At 73.8% G+C, this 16,357-nt stretch carries 17 protein-coding genes; 5 read left to right on the top strand and 12 right to left on the bottom strand.

Annotated features, from left to right (window positions below; translation table 11 throughout):
• Positions 1-83 precede the first annotated feature (83 nt).
• Positions 84-794: a transglycosylase family protein gene (locus MTF65_RS20800; protein ID WP_243630387.1), complete on the bottom strand. Its 711-nt coding sequence runs from the start codon at positions 792-794 to the stop codon at positions 84-86.
• A 299-nt stretch (positions 795-1,093) separates the two neighbouring features.
• On the opposite strand from MTF65_RS20800, the gene MTF65_RS20805 reads away from it, so the two are divergent.
• Positions 1,094-1,909, top strand: coding sequence for a hypothetical protein (locus MTF65_RS20805; RefSeq protein WP_243630388.1), 816 nt, complete (start codon positions 1,094-1,096; stop codon positions 1,907-1,909).
• A 201-nt stretch (positions 1,910-2,110) separates the two neighbouring features.
• On the top strand, positions 2,111-2,551 hold the full coding sequence (locus tag MTF65_RS20810) for a hypothetical protein (protein WP_243630389.1): 441 nt from the start codon (positions 2,111-2,113) through the stop codon (positions 2,549-2,551).
• 29 nt (positions 2,552-2,580) lie between these two features.
• Here MTF65_RS20810 and der read toward each other — a convergent pair whose 3' ends face one another.
• From der to MTF65_RS20830, 4 genes are all read right to left on the bottom strand, one after another.
• Positions 2,581-4,044, bottom strand: a complete 1,464-nt coding sequence (gene der / locus MTF65_RS20815; RefSeq protein ID WP_243630390.1) for a ribosome biogenesis GTPase Der — start codon at positions 4,042-4,044, stop codon at positions 2,581-2,583.
• Between the two features lie 75 nt (positions 4,045-4,119).
• Entirely contained in the window at positions 4,120-4,707 is a 588-nt protein-coding gene (locus tag MTF65_RS20820; protein ID WP_243630440.1) for a 1-acyl-sn-glycerol-3-phosphate acyltransferase, read from the bottom strand.
• Positions 4,708-4,763: 56 nt separating this feature from the next.
• Complete coding sequence (gene cmk, locus MTF65_RS20825; RefSeq protein ID WP_243630391.1) at positions 4,764-5,474, bottom strand: (d)CMP kinase; 711 nt, start codon at positions 5,472-5,474, stop codon at positions 4,764-4,766.
• Positions 5,475-5,594: 120 nt separating this feature from the next.
• On the bottom strand, positions 5,595-6,692 hold the full coding sequence (locus tag MTF65_RS20830) for a prephenate dehydrogenase (protein WP_243630392.1): 1,098 nt from the start codon (positions 6,690-6,692) through the stop codon (positions 5,595-5,597).
• Positions 6,693-6,867: 175 nt separating this feature from the next.
• Between MTF65_RS20830 and MTF65_RS20835 the strand changes: the two genes are divergently transcribed.
• From MTF65_RS20835 to MTF65_RS20845, 3 genes are all read left to right on the top strand, one after another.
• Positions 6,868-7,212 (top strand): DUF952 domain-containing protein, encoded by a 345-nt coding sequence (locus MTF65_RS20835; RefSeq protein WP_243630393.1) that lies wholly within the window; start codon positions 6,868-6,870, stop codon positions 7,210-7,212.
• Positions 7,213-7,293: 81 nt separating this feature from the next.
• Positions 7,294-7,782, top strand: a complete 489-nt coding sequence (locus tag MTF65_RS20840) for a Rieske (2Fe-2S) protein (protein ID WP_243630394.1) — start codon at positions 7,294-7,296, stop codon at positions 7,780-7,782.
• A 41-nt stretch (positions 7,783-7,823) separates the two neighbouring features.
• Positions 7,824-8,519, top strand: coding sequence for a DNA polymerase beta superfamily protein (locus tag MTF65_RS20845; RefSeq protein WP_243630395.1), 696 nt, complete (start codon positions 7,824-7,826; stop codon positions 8,517-8,519).
• A gap of 43 nt (positions 8,520-8,562) precedes the next feature.
• Here the strand turns inward: MTF65_RS20845 and MTF65_RS20850 are convergent, their stop codons facing one another.
• From MTF65_RS20850 to MTF65_RS20880, 7 genes are all read right to left on the bottom strand, one after another.
• Positions 8,563-9,606, bottom strand: a complete 1,044-nt coding sequence (locus MTF65_RS20850) for an ADP-ribosylglycohydrolase family protein (RefSeq protein WP_243630396.1) — start codon at positions 9,604-9,606, stop codon at positions 8,563-8,565.
• Positions 9,603-10,358, bottom strand: coding sequence for an NUDIX domain-containing protein (locus MTF65_RS20855; RefSeq protein ID WP_243630397.1), 756 nt, complete (start codon positions 10,356-10,358; stop codon positions 9,603-9,605). Before MTF65_RS20855 ends, MTF65_RS20850 begins: the two co-directional genes overlap by 4 nt.
• Positions 10,355-11,452 (bottom strand): AAA family ATPase, encoded by a 1,098-nt coding sequence (locus MTF65_RS20860; protein ID WP_243630398.1) that lies wholly within the window; start codon positions 11,450-11,452, stop codon positions 10,355-10,357. The genes MTF65_RS20855 and MTF65_RS20860 overlap by 4 nt, the downstream gene beginning before the upstream one ends.
• Positions 11,449-12,063 carry a nicotinamide riboside transporter PnuC gene (pnuC, locus tag MTF65_RS20865; RefSeq protein ID WP_243630399.1) on the bottom strand — a complete coding sequence of 205 codons (615 nt, stop codon included), beginning with the start codon at positions 12,061-12,063 and terminating at the stop codon, positions 11,449-11,451. The genes MTF65_RS20860 and pnuC overlap by 4 nt, the downstream gene beginning before the upstream one ends.
• 152 nt (positions 12,064-12,215) lie before the next feature.
• On the bottom strand, positions 12,216-13,601 hold the full coding sequence (locus MTF65_RS20870) for a pseudouridine synthase (RefSeq protein WP_243630400.1): 1,386 nt from the start codon (positions 13,599-13,601) through the stop codon (positions 12,216-12,218).
• Positions 13,601-14,221 (bottom strand): SMC-Scp complex subunit ScpB, encoded by a 621-nt coding sequence (scpB, locus tag MTF65_RS20875; protein WP_243630401.1) that lies wholly within the window; start codon positions 14,219-14,221, stop codon positions 13,601-13,603. The genes MTF65_RS20870 and scpB overlap by 1 nt, the downstream gene beginning before the upstream one ends.
• A 29-nt stretch (positions 14,222-14,250) precedes the next feature.
• Positions 14,251-15,555, bottom strand: coding sequence for a ScpA family protein (locus MTF65_RS20880; protein ID WP_243630402.1), 1,305 nt, complete (start codon positions 15,553-15,555; stop codon positions 14,251-14,253).
• Positions 15,556-16,357: the final 802 nt, after the last annotated feature.

Below are 16,357 nucleotides of genomic sequence, written 5' to 3' on the forward strand. Positions count from 1 at the left end.
GAGCAGTCTGCCGCTACCCCAGCCGCCTTCCCGCATCACCCCACCCCCGGGCACCGGCCCACCCCGGCGGACCGGAATCCCCGTCAGGGAACCGGGGCGGGCCCCGCAGGGGCCGGCGGAACGGCCGGAGCGGCGGGCCCCGCCGGAGCGGGGACCGGGTCCGGCTCCGCGGCCGGCAGGGCCAGCAGCGTGCCGACCGCGATCGCCTGCGGCCGCTCCCCGATCACCCCCCGGTTCGCCTCGTACAGCGCCCGCCACCCGCCCCGCACCCGGCGGCGCCGCGCGATCGAATCCAGCGAGTCCCCCGCCCGCACCACATGCATCCGCCCCGCCAGCCCGTACCGCTTCGAGCACACCGGCCACGCGTCCCACCCCTGCGTGCCCACGAGCTCCTCCCCCACCCGGATCTGCTGCTCCCGGCTCGCCAGATCCGCCCGCGCCGCGAAGGCCAGCCCCCCGTACTCCTCCCAGGTCGGCTGCCAGAACTGCAGCCCCCCGTAGAACCCGTTCCCGGTGTTGACCGCCCACCGCCCGCTGCTCTCGCAGTCGGCCACGCAGTCCCAGGGCCACTCCCCGCCGGGCCCGCAGTCCCCGGGCCCGGTCCCGATCACCCCCGGCGAGCCGGGGTGCGCCGCCGCGGGCCCGGGCGCCGGTGGCGGCGGAGCGCCCGCGGCCGCCGCCACGGCCGGAACCCCCGGGAGCCCGCAGAATACGAAGACCAGCACGGCCGCGGCCGCCGGCACGGCCCGCCGGAGACGGACACCGACACGGAGGCGGAGGCGGAGATCGGGCACCGCGTCACGCTACGCAGGCCCCCGGGGCCCGCCCGGCCCGCCACGCGGCGCGCCCCTTTCGCCCCACCCGGACGGCCGACCCGCCACCCCACCCCAACACGGCCAGCACCGGCCACCAACTGTGCACAACCAAACAACACTTGACAGGAAAACGAAGCCGCAGTCGGACCGTTCACTCCTCCGGGTGCCCGGTTCGATTCCGTTCCCTCAAACGGCGTGACCCCACCCACCGCTCCCCCGTTGAATCCGGCGAGCCGGGAAACCCCGGCCCCCGCACGCCTAGTCCGAGGAGCCACCCCGTGCCGCGCATGCTCGACGTCAGTGATGAGGTACGTGCCGAGATCGGTGACGAAGAAGCCGACAGGCTGCTCGTCGGCCCCGACGCGCCGGGCAGTTACGACTGCACCTCCTGCCGTACCCCCGGGGACCCGGAGAACGACCCCACCAGCACGGTGCTGTTCGTCGGCGAGGAGACCGCCGTCCTCGCGTTCGCCCACGCCACCTGCATCCCCTCCCAGGTCGTCTCCGTCTCCGAGGAGCAGCTGCAGGGCGCCGTCGCGAGCATCACCGGTGACAGCCCGGCCCCCGCCGCGGCCGGCGGCGACCCCGATGCCCCGCAGAGCGTGCCCGGCGGCCAGGCCGTCCTCGGCATCACCAGCGGCCTGGTCCTGATCAGCGGCGAGCTGCACCCCGCCCTCGTGGTCGAGCCGACCGCGCCGATCGCCCGCCCCGGCACCACCGGCCCCGGCGACGACTTCCTGCCGCTCCTGATCGAGCAGGGCTTCATCCCGGTCACCGACACCGCCCAGCTCCCCTCGCCCCTGAGCGGCTGGTCCGTCCTGCTCGCCGCAGGCCAGCTGCACGCCGTACTGCAGCCCGGCGCCGAGGGCGGAGGCCAGGTCGCGTGGTGGCAGGCGCACCAGGCCCTGTCGGTCACCGACGGCTGGCGGGCGGCCGTCAACAAGACCCAGCGCGTGCTGATCTACGCCGCCCCCGTCGGCTCCATCGGCCAGCAGCCCCGCGAGGACCTGCTGCGCGACGCGCTCGACAAGGCCGCCGCCGACGGCAAGCTGGTGGCCGCCTCGATGCCCCTGGCCGGTACGCCGGGCGCCTGATCCCGCTCCCGGCCCTCCCTCTCCCTCCCGCTCCCTCCCCTCCCCTCCTGCTCCACCCCGAACGGCCGTCCGGCCCCCGCCCAGGGGGCCGGGCGGTGTGCGCGCCGGGGGTTGCGCGGTCCGTCCCGCGCGACCCCCGGCGATCTGCGTTTTCTCCCCCGGCGCCCGCATCCGCAGGGCGCCGGTTTCGTTGGCTGATACGTGCATCCATACGACCCACCCCGCGCCCCGTACTACCCGAGCACCATCTCCCCGCTGCGCCCCGCACGGGACCGGGAGAGCGCTCCGGCCGCCTCGCACACCCCGATCTTCGACACCCTGTACTCGGAGTACCTGCGCGCCTTCCGGGCACTGCCGGGCGACCGCAGCGGCGAGGAGAACCTCGGCTTCACGGCCTTCTCACACGGTGGCGGAAGCGGCAGCGGCGCGAGCGGCGGCTGGAACGGTTCCGCATGGCCCGTGCAGCAGACGGACTCCTGGCAGCCGGCGTACTCGTACGCGGGCCAGAGCACCCCGCAGTACGCGGCCTCGGGCTCCGTGATCAGTACGTCGGCGGCCGCATACGGCAACGGGCGGCAGTACCAGACCGGGACGTATCACATCCCGGCGGCCCTGCCGCCCGCTCCGCGCCGGGGCTACTGACCCCGGGCCGTGCCACTTCTTCTTGGCCCCTACTTCTTCTTCTTGTGCTGGGCGCCGCGCTTCTCACGGACCCGCACCGAGATGTGGATCGGGGTCCCGTCGAAGCCGAACTCCTCGCGCAGGCGGCGCTCGATGAAGCGCCGGTAGCCGTGCTCCAGGAAGCCGGAGGCGAAGAGGACGAACCGCGGCGGCTTGCTTCCCGCCTGGGTACCGAACAGGATGCGGGGCTGCTTGCCACCGCGGATCGGGTGCGGGTGGGCGGCGACGACCTCACCGAGGAAGGCGTTCAGCCGACCGGTGGGGACGCGCGTCTCCCAGCCCGCGAGGGCGGTCTCGATCGCCGGGACCAGCTTCTCCATGTGGCGGCCGGTGAGCGCCGAGACGTTCACCCGGGGCGCCCACGAGACCTGCTGCATCTCGGTCTCGATCTCGCGCTCGAGGTAGTAGCGGCGCTCCTCGTCGAGCTCGTCCCACTTGTTGTACGCGATCACGATCGCACGGCCCGACTCGACCGCCATGGTGATGATGCGCTGGTCCTGGACGCTGATGTTCTCGGTCGAGTCGATCAGGATGACCGCGACCTCCGCCTTCTCGACGGCGGCGGCGGTGCGCAGCGAGGCGTAGTAGTCGGCGCCCTGCTGGAGGTGGACCTTCTTGCGGATGCCGGCGGTGTCGACGAACTTCCAGGTGACGCCGCCGAGCTGGATCAGCTCGTCGACCGGGTCGCGGGTGGTACCGGCCAGCTCGTTGACGACGACACGGTCCTCCTTCGCGACCTTGTTCAGCAGCGAGGACTTGCCGACGTTCGGGCGGCCGATCAGGGCGATCCGGCGGGGGCCGCCGAGCGGGGCATCGCCGAAGGTCTGCTCGGGGGCCTCCGGGAGCGCTTCGAGGACGGCGTCGAGCATGTCGCCCGTACCGCGGCCGTGCAGCGAGGAGACCGGGTGCGGCAGGCCGAGGCCCAGCGACCACAGGGTGGCCGCGTCGGCCTCGCCGCTCTGGCCGTCGACCTTGTTGGCGCACAGCACGACGGGCTTGCCGGCCCTGCGCAGCAGGCGCACGACGGCCTCGTCGGTGTCGGTGGCGCCGACCTTGGCGTCGACGACGAAGACGACCGCGTCGGCGGCCTCGATGGCGTACTCGGCCTGGGCGGCGACGGAGGCGTCGATGCCGAGGACGTCCTGCTCCCAGCCGCCCGTGTCCACGACCTTGAAGCGGCGGCCGGCCCACTCGGCCTCGTACGTGACGCGGTCGCGGGTGACGCCCGGCTTGTCCTCGACGACGGCCTCGCGGCGGCCGATGATCCGGTTCACCAGGGTCGACTTGCCGACGTTCGGGCGGCCGACGACGGCGAGGACGGGCAGCGGCCCGTGGCCGGCCTCCGAGATCGCGCCTTCGACGTCGTCGAGGTCGAAGCCTTCCTCCGCGGCGAGCTCCATGAACTCCGCGTACTCGGCGTCGCCAAGTGCTCCGTGGTCGTGCTGGTCGTTCATGAAGTCCGTTCCTCGTCGTTCGTGGTGATCGGTGGCACCCGCGCAGCGCGGTTCCACTACTAGGTCAAGTCTCGCTCAGCGCCCGGTGAGGCGCTTGGCTTCGGCCAGGTGGGCGGTCAGCCGGTCCTGGATGCGTACGGTGGCCTCGTCCAGCGCGGTACGGGTACGGCGGCCACTGCCGTCCCCCGCGTCGAAGGCGTCGCCGAAGACGACGTCGACCCGGCTCCGCAGCGGCGGCAGGCCCTTGACCAGCCGCCCGCGCCGGTCGGTGCTGCCCAGGACCGCCACCGGCACTATGGGCGCGCCGCCGCGGACCGCGAAGTACGCGAGCCCGGCGCGGAGCGAGGCGAAGTCGCCCTCGCCCCGGGTGCCCTCGGGGAAGATCCCCAGGGCCCCGCCCTGCTCCAGTACGCCCAGCGCCCGCGTGATCGCGGTCCGGTCGGCGCCGGAACGATCCACCTTCACCTGCCCGATCCCCTCCAGGAAGGGACCGAGGGGGCCTATGAAGGCTTCCTTCTTGATCAGGAAGTGCAGCGGCCGGGGGGCCGTACCCATGAGCATGGGGCCGTCGATGTTGTGCGCGTGGTTCACAGCCAGGATGACAGGTCCGGCGGCCGGCACCTTCCAGGCCCCCAGCACGCGTGGCTTCCACAGCCCGTACATGAGGCCGATCCCGATCCGCCGGCCGACCGCCGCACCCTTGAGGGAGGGCGTTTCGCTCACTTGCCGCCCGCCCGCTTCCCGGTGCGGCGCTCTTCGACGAGCGTGACGACGCACTCGATCACCTGGTCGAGCGTGAGGTCGGTGGTGTCCACCTCGACGGCGTCGTCGGCCTTGGCCAGCGGGGAGGCCTTGCGCCCGGAGTCGGCCGCGTCCCGCTTGATCAGGGCTTCCTTGGTGGCGGCCAGGTCGGCGGCCTCCTTGCCCTTGAGCTCGCCGTTGCGGCGGGCGGCGCGGGCCTCGGGGGACGCCGTCAGGAAGATCTTGAGGTCCGCGTCGGGCAGGACGGTGGTACCGATGTCCCGCCCCTCGACGACGATCCCGTCCTCGGCCTCGGCGGCGATGGAGCGCTGCAGTTCGGTGATCCGGCTGCGCACCTCGGGGACGGCGCTGACGGCGCTGACCTTGGAGGTGACCTCCTGGGTCCGGATCGGCCCGGCGGCGTCCAGCCCGTCCACGGTGATGGTGGGCGCGCAGGGGTCGGTCCCGGAGACGATGGCGGGCTTGCCCGCCGCGACCGCGATGGCGTGCGGGTCGTCGGTGTCGACGCCGTTGGTGATCATCCACCAGGTGATGGCCCGGTACTGGGCACCGGTGTCCAGGTAGCGCAGCCCGAGCTTGGCGGCCACGGCCTTGGAGGTGCTGGACTTGCCCGTGCCGGAGGGACCGTCGATGGCGACGATCACGGCGGACGGAGCTGCGGTTTCCACGGTGCGGGCACCTTCCTGGTTGCGCGTACGTGTCCGGGCGCGCCAAAGCGCCCCTCCCCAAGGTTACCGGCCCCGCGCCACTCCCCGACCCGCCGCCCGATTCGGCCCGGGCCGGGCGTGCTACTGCTGGCGCAGGGACCAGCCCCGGTCCCGCAGCTCGGCCTCCAGGACCGGCACCGCCCTCGGCTCGACCATCAGCTGCACGAGGCCCGCCTGCTGCCCCGTCGCGTGCTCGATCCGCACGTCCTCGATGTTCACCCCGGCCCGTCCCGCGTCGGCGAAGATCCGGGCCAGCTCCCCCGGCCGGTCGCTGATGAACACGCCCACCGTCTCGTACGTGATCGGCGCCGCGCCGTGCTTGCCCGGCACCCGCACCCGGCCCGCGTTCCCCCGCTTGAGCACGTCCTCGATGCCGGCCGCCCCGCCCCGCCGCTTCTCCTCGTCCGAGGACTGGAGCCCGCGCAGCGCCTCCACCGTCTCCGCCAGATCGGCCGCGATCCCGGCCAGGACGTCCGCCACCGGACCCGGGTTCGCCGACAGGATCTCCACCCACATCCGCGGATCGGAGGCCGCGATCCGCGTCACGTCCCGGATCCCCTGCCCGCACAGCCGGACCGCCGTCTCGTCGGCGTCCTCCAGCCGCGCCGCGACCATGCTCGACACCAGCTGCGGGGTGTGCGACACCAGCGCCACCGCCCGGTCATGCGCGTCCGCGTCCATCACCACCGGCACGGCCTTGCAGAGTGCCACCAGCTCCAGGGCCAGGTTCAGCACCTCGTGGTCGGTGTCCCGGGTCGGCGTCAGCACCCACGGCCGGCCCTCGAACAGGTCCGCCGTCGCCGCCAGCGGCCCCGAGCGCTCCTTGCCGGCCATCGGGTGCGTCCCGATGTACGCCGCCACGTCCACGCCCAGCGCCGCGAGCTCCCGCCGCGGGCCGCCCTTGACGCTCGCCACGTCCACGTACGCCCGCGCCAGGTCCCGCCCGATCGCGTCGGCCAGCGCCGCCGCCACGTGCGCCGGCGGTACGGCGACGATCGCGAGGTCCACCTTGCCCTGTACGGAGTCCAGCGGCTCGTCCGTACCCGCGCCGAGGGCGGCGGCGGTCCGGGCCTGGGCGGGGTCGTGGTCGGCGAGGTGGACGGTGATCCCGCGGGCGGTCAGGGCGAGCGCCGCGGAGGTGCCGATCAGTCCGGTTCCGATGACGACGGCGGTTCTCACGGGGCGCTCCAGGGTTGCGGGTTACGAGTTGCGGGTTGCGGGTTGCGGTCAGCCGGGCGGTGGGACGGCCCCGCCCGACTCAGGGTAGCCAGCCCGGACGCCCCGAGGGCCCGGCGGCCGCCCCGTGGCGCGGGCCGCGCGACGAGCTGAGCGGTCTCGGGGTAGAACACTCGGCATGATCTTCCACATCGTCCCGCTCTCCGACTGGACCGCCGAGCCCGACCTCCCGTACGCCCCGCCCTCGCTCGACACCGAGGGTTTCGCGCACTGTTCGGCGGACCCCGCGACCGTGCTCGCGATCGCCGAGGCCCACTACCGCGGCACGCCGGGAACCCTGCTGGCCGTGGAGCTCGACGAGGCGGCCCTGACCGCGGAGGTCCGCCGGGAGGGTGAATCGGGCGGCCGCTACCCGCACGTCCACGGTCCGTTGAACCGGGAGGCGGTGGTGCGCGTGTGGGAGGTGGTACGAACTCCCGGCGGCGCCGCGGCGCATCTGTCCCCGTGGCGGCCGGGAGCATGAAACGGTGTGGCGGGCTTCTGATGGAGCCCGCCACTTGCCCGGGATGCGCCCCGCCATCCCGGCGACGAGCGAGGAGCCTCGATGACTGAGACAAGCCGTATGAGCGACCCCCACCGCACGGCCCGGCGTTCGGTACTGGCGGCGGGAGCGGCCGCGTTGGCGGGTGGCGCCCTCACCGCGTGCGGCGGCGAGGACACGGCCGGGACGGCGCCCGCCGACACGTCGAGCGCACCGGCCGCGCAGCCGCCCGGGAGCCCGCAGGCCTCCGCCCCGACCGCCGGGCAGGCGCTGCTGAAGGCCGCGGACGTCCCGGTCGGCGGGGGCACCGTCCTCAAGGAGCAGAAGCTGGTGGTCACCCAGCCGACGGCCGGCTCGTACCGCTGCTTCACGGCGGTGTGCACGCACCAGGGCTGCCTGGTGAACAAGGTAGAGAACGGCACCATCGACTGCCCCTGCCACGGCAGCACGTTCCAGGCCACGGACGGCGCGGTGGCCAAGGGCCCGGCGACCCGCCCCCTGGCGGAGAAGAAGATCAAGGTGACCCCGGGCGGGGAGATCGAGCTCGCGTAATCCCCTCGCATGGCGGGCCGCGGTCCGCCTACGCTCCGCTGATGAACGAGCTGACGCCCGAATCCCTGGAACTGGTACGCGACCACACGGTCTACGCGTGCGTGATGGGCTCGCGGGCGTTCGGCCTGGCGACGGAGGCGAGCGACACCGACCGGCGCGGTGTCTACCTCGCCCCGACTCCACTGTTCTGGCGGTTCGACAAGCCGCCCACCCATGTGGAGGGGCCGCGGGACGAGGAGTTCTCCTGGGAGCTGGAACGCTTCTGCGAACTCGCCCTGCGCGCCAACCCGAACATCCTGGAGTGCCTGCACTCCCCCCTCGTGGAGCGGGTGACCCCGGTGGGCGAGGAACTCCTCTCCCTCCGCGCGGCGTTCCTCTCCCGCCGGGCCCACACCAGCTTCAGCCGGTACGCGGCCTCGCAGCACGGCAAACTCGTCGCGGACGTCCGTATCCACGGCGCCCCGCGCTGGAAGCACGCCATGCACCTGCTGCGGCTGCTCCTGTCCTGCCGCGACCTGCTGCGCACGGGCCGCCTGACCATCGACGCGGGCCCGCACCGCGACCGCCTTCTCGCGGTCCGGCGCGGGGAACTCGCCTGGGACGAGGTGGACGCCTGGATGGCCCGCCTCACGAAGGAGTCCGACGCCGCCCTCACCACCACCCCCCTCCCGGAGTCCCCGGACCACGCCCGCGTGTCGGACTTCCTCCACCGCGCCCGCCGCGCGTCGGCCGGCTAGCGCGCGTCCGGGGTGCGGCTCACGCGTCCGCTCAGGCGTCCGCTCACGCGTCCCAGAGCCTGCCGAAGGTGAGGAGTTCGTCGCGGTACTCGATGCGGCCCTCCCAGTCGCGGGGCCAGACGTCCGCGCCGAGGTGGGCGCCCGCGAAGGCACCGGCCAGGCAGGCGAGGGAGTCCGAGTCGCCCCGCGTGCAGGCGGCCCGGCGCAGGGCGAGGAGGGGGTCCTCCGGAAAGAGGAGGAAGCACTGCAGGGCCGTGGCGAAGGCCTCCTCCGCGATCCAGCCGTCGCCGGTGGTCAGGCAGGGGTCCGTCTCCGGGGACGGGGTGCGCAGGGCCGCCGCGAGGCGGTCCAGAACGGCCAGGCACTCGTCCCAGCCCCGCGCGATGAAGGACTCCGAGGTGGCGTCCGCGGCCGTGCGCATCCAGAGGTCGCCGAGCCACCGCTCGTGGTAGCGGGTGCGGTTCTCCAGGGCGTACGAGCGCAGCCGTCCGACCAGGCCCGTCACCTCCGTGCCCTGGGCCAGCAGGTACACCGCCCGGGCCGTCAGATCGGAGGCGGCGAGCGCCGTCGGGTGGCCGTGGGTGAGGGCCGACTGGAGCTGGGCCGCGCCGGCCCGCTCCTCCTCCGTCCACCCGGGGACCAGGCCCACCGGGGCCACCCGCATGTTCGCGCCGCAGCCCTTGGAGCCGACCTGGCTGGCGTCCCGCCAGTCCCGCTCCGGCTGGTCCAGCAGCCCGCAGGCCCGCAGGCAGGTGTTGCCGGGGGCCCGGTTGTTCTCCGGGGAGTGGTACCAGTCGACGAACTCCTCCCGGACCGGGCCCGCGAGGGTGAGCGGGCCCACCGGGCCGCGGTCCGCCGCCGTCCGCATGCCGCGCGCCAGGGCGAGCGTCATCTGGGTGTCGTCCGTGACCATCGCCGGGCGGGGCAGGTTCATCTCCCGCCAGGGCCCGGTCTTGGCCAGGATCGACGGCACGTCGTTGAACTCCGTCGGGAAGCCGAGGGCGTCGCCCAGGGCCAGGCCGATCAGCGCGCCCGTCGCGGCCCGCTTCGTCTTCGTCATCGCAGTCGGATTGGCTGTCGTCGTCATGCTGTCGGTCCTTCCGAGGGGCGGAGCAGGGGCGGGTGCAATGTCGTGGCCGGTCCCGGCCGGTACAGCGCGGCCGGTTTGCCGCGCCCGCCGGTCAGCCGGGCGGCTCCCGGTACGGGCTCGACGAAACCCGGCGTGGCCAGGACCTTGCGGCGGAAGTTGGGGCGGTCGAGGACGGTGTCCCAGACGGTCTCGTAGACGGACTGGAGTTCCCCCAGGGTGAATTCGGGCGGGCAGAACGCGGTCGCCAGGCAGGTGTACTCCAGCTTCGCGCCCACCCGCTCCCGCGCGTCCGCCAGGATCACCGCGTGGTCGAAGGCCAGGGCGGCGCCGGGCGCCGCGGCCTCCCCCACCGGCACCCAGCGGGCCCGGTCCGCGTCGCCGCCGCCCTCCGCCGCCGGCTCCGGCAGGTCCGGGACCAGCGCGGTGAACGCCACCGAGACCACCCGCATCCGCGGATCGCGGTCCGGTTCGCTGTAGGTGCGCAGCTGCTCCAGGTGCAGGGCGGCGACCACCGCTTCCGACAGCCCGGTCTCCTCGGCCAGTTCGCGCCGGGCGGCGGTCTCGGCGGACTCCCGGGGCAGCACGAACCCGCCGGGGAGCGCCCAGGCTCCCGCGTACGGCTCCTGCCCGCGCCGGATCAGCAGCACGTGCAGGGCCCCGGCGCGCACGGTGAACACCGCGAGGTCCACGGTCACCGCGAACGGCTCGAAGGCGTAGGGGTCATAGCCGACCTCCCGCGCCCCGCTCACCGGTCCTCCGGCCGTACGTCGTTCTCGGGCAGGGGGTCCGCGAAGTGCCAGCCCTCGGCGAGCAGCGCCTCGACCGCCGCCACCGCCTGCTCCAGCCGGGCCTTCCGGTCCCCGCCCACGACCAGGAAACGTCTCCCGGTGCGTTCGAGTTCCTCCCGGAACCTCCCGGTCATCCAGGGCCGCAGCTGGGGCCCGTCCCGCAGCCCGTCGTCCTCGAACGGCACGTCCGCGTGGTCCGTCAGGAGGTAGAGGTCCCGCCGGGTCAGCCCGGCGATCCTCTCGACCTCCGGGTTCCGGGCGCCCAGGTACCGCTCGTGCCAGATCCCGGTCGCGAAGGAGTCGGTGTCGCAGAACAGCACCGGCGAGCCCAGCCGGGCCGCCCGCTCCTCCTCCGCGTCCTGCCGGCGCGCGATGACCGGGAACTCCTCCGACGCGAAGGACACGTCCGCCCAGGAGGCCGCCGGGTCCGCCGCGCGGGCCGCCGCCAGCTTCTCCTCGCTGTACCGGCGCCCGTACTCGGCGACCCAGCCCGTCTTCGCCCAGACGCCGCCGCGCCGCCGGTAGTGCTCGGCCAGCGCCCGCGACAGCGTGGTGGTGCCCGTCGACTCGGCGCCGAGTACGACGATCCGCCGGGTCAGGGCGGCCCGTACGCCGGGCCCGAGGAACTCCCAGGAGCCGACGGGGTCCTTCCGTACCGCCGTACCGGAGACGGGGAACAGGGTCCGCTTCCGGTCCACGAGGACCTCCTCGGCCCCGAACCGGCGGGCGAGTTCGCTCCCGTACTCCTCCGAGGTGAACACGGCGTCCACGCGCCCGCCGACCGCGCCCCGGAAGATCGCCATGTGCGCCTCCCAGATCGCCGGGTCGTGCAGGTCAACGGGGATGTCGTCCACCGCGCCGACCACCTCGGCCCCGGGATGCGCCTCCCGCATCCACGCGACCCGGTCCGCGAGCGGCACCGACTCCACCGAGGCCGCGCACACCAGGACGGTCAGCCGCTCGCACTGGTCCTGGGCCGTGCGTACGAGGTGGTGGTGCCCGGCGTGCGGCGGGTAGAACTTGCCCAGCACCAGCCCGTGCCCGTAGCGCCTCATGCGCTGGCCTCCGCGGCCTCGGCGGCCTCGGCCGTACGGGCGGCGCCGGGCGCGGGCAGCGCGCGCCGCCAGCCGAGCAGCCCGACCACGCACAGCGCGAGGAAGCCGGCGTACAGGACGGAGGTGAGGTAGAGCCCCTTGTACGCGTAGAGGGGGATGTACACGAGGTCGGCGGCGATCCACAGCCACCAGGACTCGACGAGCTTGCGGCACTGCCCGTAGGTGGCCATGAGCGAGAGCCCGGTGGTCAGCGCGTCCCAGAACGGGACGGTGGAATCGGTGGCCCGGCTCAGCAGCAGCGTCAGCCCGAGCACCCCCACCGCCCCCGCCGCGGCCAGCGCGGCCCATTCGGTGCGCGTGGTGCGGCGCACCGGCAAGGCCTCGGCGGTTCCTGGTCCACCCCCGTGGGTCCAGGACCACCAGCCGTACGCGGCGAGGGCGATGAAGACGATCTGGAGCCCGGCGTCGGCGTACAGGCCGGCCTGGGCGAAGAGCGCGATGAAGAAGATGTTGTTGGCGATGCCGATCGGCCAGTTGGCGACGTGCTGCCGGGCGACCAGCCAGACGCACAGGGCACCGGTGGCGAAGCCGAGTACCTCGGTCCAGCTCATACCGGTCCCCCCACTCCCTTTAATAGTCGGGTTGACTATAAACAGGAGGCGGGGTCCCGGACAAGCCAAAAAACCCGCGGCGCCGAAAAGGCGCCGCGGGTTCTCGGGAAGGCATTGGCTCCGGGAAGGAAGTGACTCCCGGCAGGCAGTGACTACAGACCGACCTCGCGCATGAGCATGCCGACCTCGGTGTTGGTCAGGCGGCGCAGCCAGCCGGACTTCTGGTCGCCGAGCTCGATCGGACCGAAGGAGGTCCGGACGAGCTTCTCGACCGGGAAGCCGGCCTCCGCCATCATGCGGCGGACGATGTGCTTGCGGCCCTCGTGGAGGGTGACCTCGACCAGGTAGTTCTTGCCGATCTGGTCGACGACGCGGAAATGGTCGGCGCGGGCGTAGCCGTCCTCCAGCTCGATGCCGTCCTTGAGCCGCTTGCCGATGTCACGCGGCAGCGGGCCGGTGATCGCGGCGACGTACGTCTTCTTCACGCCGTACTTCGGGTGCGTGAGGCGGTGGGCCAGCTCACCGTGGTTGGTGAGCAGGATGATGCCCTCGGTCTCGGTGTCGAGCCGGCCGACGTGGAAGAGACGCGTCTCACGGTTGGTGACGTAGTCGCCCAGGCACTGGCGGCCGTCCGGGTCCTCCATGGTGGAGACGACGCCGGCCGGCTTGTTCAGCGCGAAGAACAGGTACGACTGGGTGGCGACGGTCAGGCCGTCCACCTTGATCTCGTCCTTCGGCTGGACGCGCTTGCCCTGCTCCAGCACGATCTCGCCGTTGACCTCGACGCGGGCCTGCTCGATGAGCTCCTCGCAGGCGCGGCGCGAACCCATGCCGGCGCGGGCGAGCACCTTCTGCAGGCGCTCACCCTCCTCCTCGGCGCCCGGGAAGGTCTTGGGGGTCTTGATCACGGGCTTGTCGGCGTACCGGTCGCGCACGCGCTCCTCGATCCGCGCGTCCAGCTCACGCGGGCGGGACTGGCCGCTGCGGCTGCCGGGACCGCGGCGCGGGCCGCCGGCCCCGCCGATGCCGGGGGTCTTGGAGGTCTTGGGTCCGCCCTTGGCGCCACCGCGCGCGGCCGCGCCGCGGGCACCGCCCGAGCCGCCGGAGCCGCCCCGGTTGCCGTCGGCCGCGCCGCGGGCACCGCCGCCGCCCGCCTTGGCGCCACCGCGGCCGTTGCGCTCGCCCTCGGGGCCCACGTCGTAGCGGCGCTCCTCGGGACGGGGGTTGCGGATGCGGGGTGCCTGCTCGCGGTCACGCGAGTCGGAGCCACCACCCTGGTAGCCGCCACCGCTGGAGCTGCCGCCACTGCGGTAGCCACCGCCGGAGCTGCCACCACGGGCGCCACCGCCGGAGCCACTGCCACCGGAGCGGTAGCCACCGCTGGAGCTGCCGCCGCCGGAGCCACTGCGGCCACCGCCGGAGCCGCCACCGCGGTAGCCACCGCCGCCGCTGGAGCTGCCGCCGCGGGAGTTACCACGTCCGCCGCCACCGCCGCTGCTGTTCCTGTTGCCGCCACCGTTGCCGTTGCTGCTTCGCATCAAAGTTCCGTCGTCTTGTCGTCTTCATCGGTATCCGGTGCGTCCGGATCGAACGACGGAACACCCTCTTGCGTCTCGGCTTCGATCGCGTCCGCCTCGGGGAGGAAGGGCGCGAGCTCCGGGAGCTCGTCCAGGCCGCGCAGGCCCATCCGCTCCAGAAAGTAGTTCGTCGTCCTGTACAGGATCGCACCTGTTTCGGGTTCCGTGCCCGCCTCGGCCACCAGACCGCGCTGGAGGAGGGTCCGCATGACCCCGTCGCAGTTGACTCCGCGGACCGCCGAGACCCTCGATCGGCTGACCGGCTGGCGGTACGCGACGACCGCGAGGGTCTCCAGCGCGGCCTGGGTGAGCCGGGCCTGCTGCCCGTCCAGTACGAAGGCCTCGACGGCCGGGGCGTACGCGGCGCGGCTGTAGAACCGCCATCCCCCGGCGACGAGCCGCAGCTCGAATCCGCGGCCCTGGACGGCGTACTCGTCGGCGAGCTCCCGCAGCGCGTCCGCGACCTCGCGCGGGGTCCGCTCCAGCACCTTGGCCAGGTGGTCCTCGGTCGCGGGCTCGTCCACGACCATGAGGACGGCCTCCAGTGCGGGCTTCAGCGCCAGCTCGGCCACGTCGCTCATTCCTTGCTCATTCCTTGCTCATTCCTTGCTCATTCCTTCGCCTCCACGATCTGATCGAACTCGTCGGTCACGGTCGGCAGCCCGTCCCCCTCGCCGCCGCTCCAGCGGACCGTGAGCGTCTTGAGGGCCTCCTCCTGGTCCAGGACGACTGCCTTCTCCCGGTAGAGCTCCAGAAGGGCCAGGAAGCGCGCGACGACGGTGAGGGTGTCGGGGGCGCCCTCGGTGAGCTCCTGGAAGGTCGCCTCGCCGCGCGCCCTGAGCATGGCGACGACGAGTCCGGCCTGTTCGCGCACGCTGACGAGCGGCGCGTGGATGTGATCCACGTAGACCTGCGGCTCGGCCCTGGGCTGCATGGCCTTCACGGCGAGCCGGGCGAACCCTTCGGCGCCGATGCTGATGACCACCTCGGGCAGCAGCTCGGCGTGGTGCGGCTCCAGCCCCACGGTGCGGGGGTACCGCTTGCCCTCGCTCTCGGCGCGGCTCCGGAAGATCTCGGCGATCTGTTTGTACGCCTTGTACTGGAGCAGCCGCGCGAAGAGCAGGTCCCGGGCCTCCAGCAGCGCGAGGTCGGCCTCGTCCTCGACCTCGGCGACGGGGAGCAGCCGGGCGGCCTTGAGGTCGAGCAGCGTGGCCGCGACGACGAGGAACTCGGTGGTCTGATCGAGGTCCCAGTCGGGGCCCATGGCCCGGATGTGCGCCATGAACTCGTCGGTGACCTTCGACAGCGCGACTTCGGTGACGTCGAGCTTGTGCCGCGAGATCAACTGCAGCAGCAGATCGAAGGGCCCCTCGAAGTTCGCGAGCCGCAACGTGAACCGCCCCTCCCCTCCCCCTCCGCGAGCGGCACCCACGGCAGCCCCGGCGCGAGCCTCCACCCCCGGCACGACCCCGGGCGTACCCGACACACGCGCCCCGGCCTCACCCCGCACGCCGACATCCACGCCGGCATCCGGCTCCGCCAAGACGGACCCGGCCCCGGGCAGCACCGACCCGCGCCCGGCGGACCCGGCGAGAGCCTCCGGCCCCGGCGGGACCGGTGCCGCCCCGGGCACCGACGTGCGCGCCGCAGCCGGCCCGGCCCCGCCCCGCGCGCCGGGCTCGGAAGTGGCTGCGGGCCCCGGCGGGAACGGCTCTGCCTCGGGCAGGTCTGACTCGTGCGCGCCGACATCAGGGGGGCCGGGGGCCTCCCCCCGGTCTCGGGAAGGGGCGGGACCGGGGAGAGCCTCCTGCTCGGCCGCGCCCCGGGAGGCCTCCACCGGGGCGGAGACGGGCGCGCCCGGGCCACGGCCCAGCAGGCGGCGGGCCGGGCGGCCGGGTTCGGCAGGAGTGGGCATCTCGGTCCAGGGTGGTACGGGGGGTCGGCGGGAGCGGGGTCCGTACCCTCGCGCCCGGGTGGAGCGGGCCGACGGCAGTCCCCGCCGCCACCAGCAGCCTAAAGCCCGGCTCACCCGGTCCGGCGCACGCAAGGCGGACAACCACCCCGCGCGCGGGGTCCCGGCCACGACGCGGCGTGACACCAACCGGACGCGAACCAGGCGGGCCGTCTCATCCGGGGCGGCCCCTGCCGGATCCGGCCGAGCCGGATCGCTCCGGCCACCCCGGGGACCCAGGACGCTGGTACGGGAAGTCGGCGGGTCTGCCGGCACGACGGGAGCGGGGTCCAGACCCTCGCGCCCGGGCGGGGCGGGCCCAGTCCCCGCCGCCACGAGCAGCCCGGGTCGCCACCCGCTCCGGCCACCCCTGGGACCCGGGGCAGCACACCCGCATGGCCCCAGGATCACCGCGGTACCTGGGAGCGGCGCTTCCGGGACCAGGGGGTACCGGGCCGCAGGCCGGCCCGGTCGAGGGGACCACCCGGCGACGCCGAAGCGCCATCAACCCGGGTTGCGCCGGCCCCGGAGGCCGCCAACGGCCCGGCACTGCGCCAGCCGTGGGATACGACAGCTCGCCAACGGCCGCAGAATAGCCAACCGGGGTTACACGACCCCGAAGGCCGTCAGCGGCTGGGCAGAGGCACCGCCCTGGACGCCAACGGCCCCGCCCCACGCGCGAAGGTTGCGACGATCGCGGGACGCCGTCAACCCACGGCCAAGGGGCCTCCTGAGTCGCAGCAGCCCAAGGGCCGTCAACGGCCAG

Source organism: Streptomyces sp. APSN-46.1 (assembly GCF_022815725.1).
Taxonomy (GTDB): Bacteria; Actinomycetota; Actinomycetes; order Streptomycetales; family Streptomycetaceae; genus Streptomyces.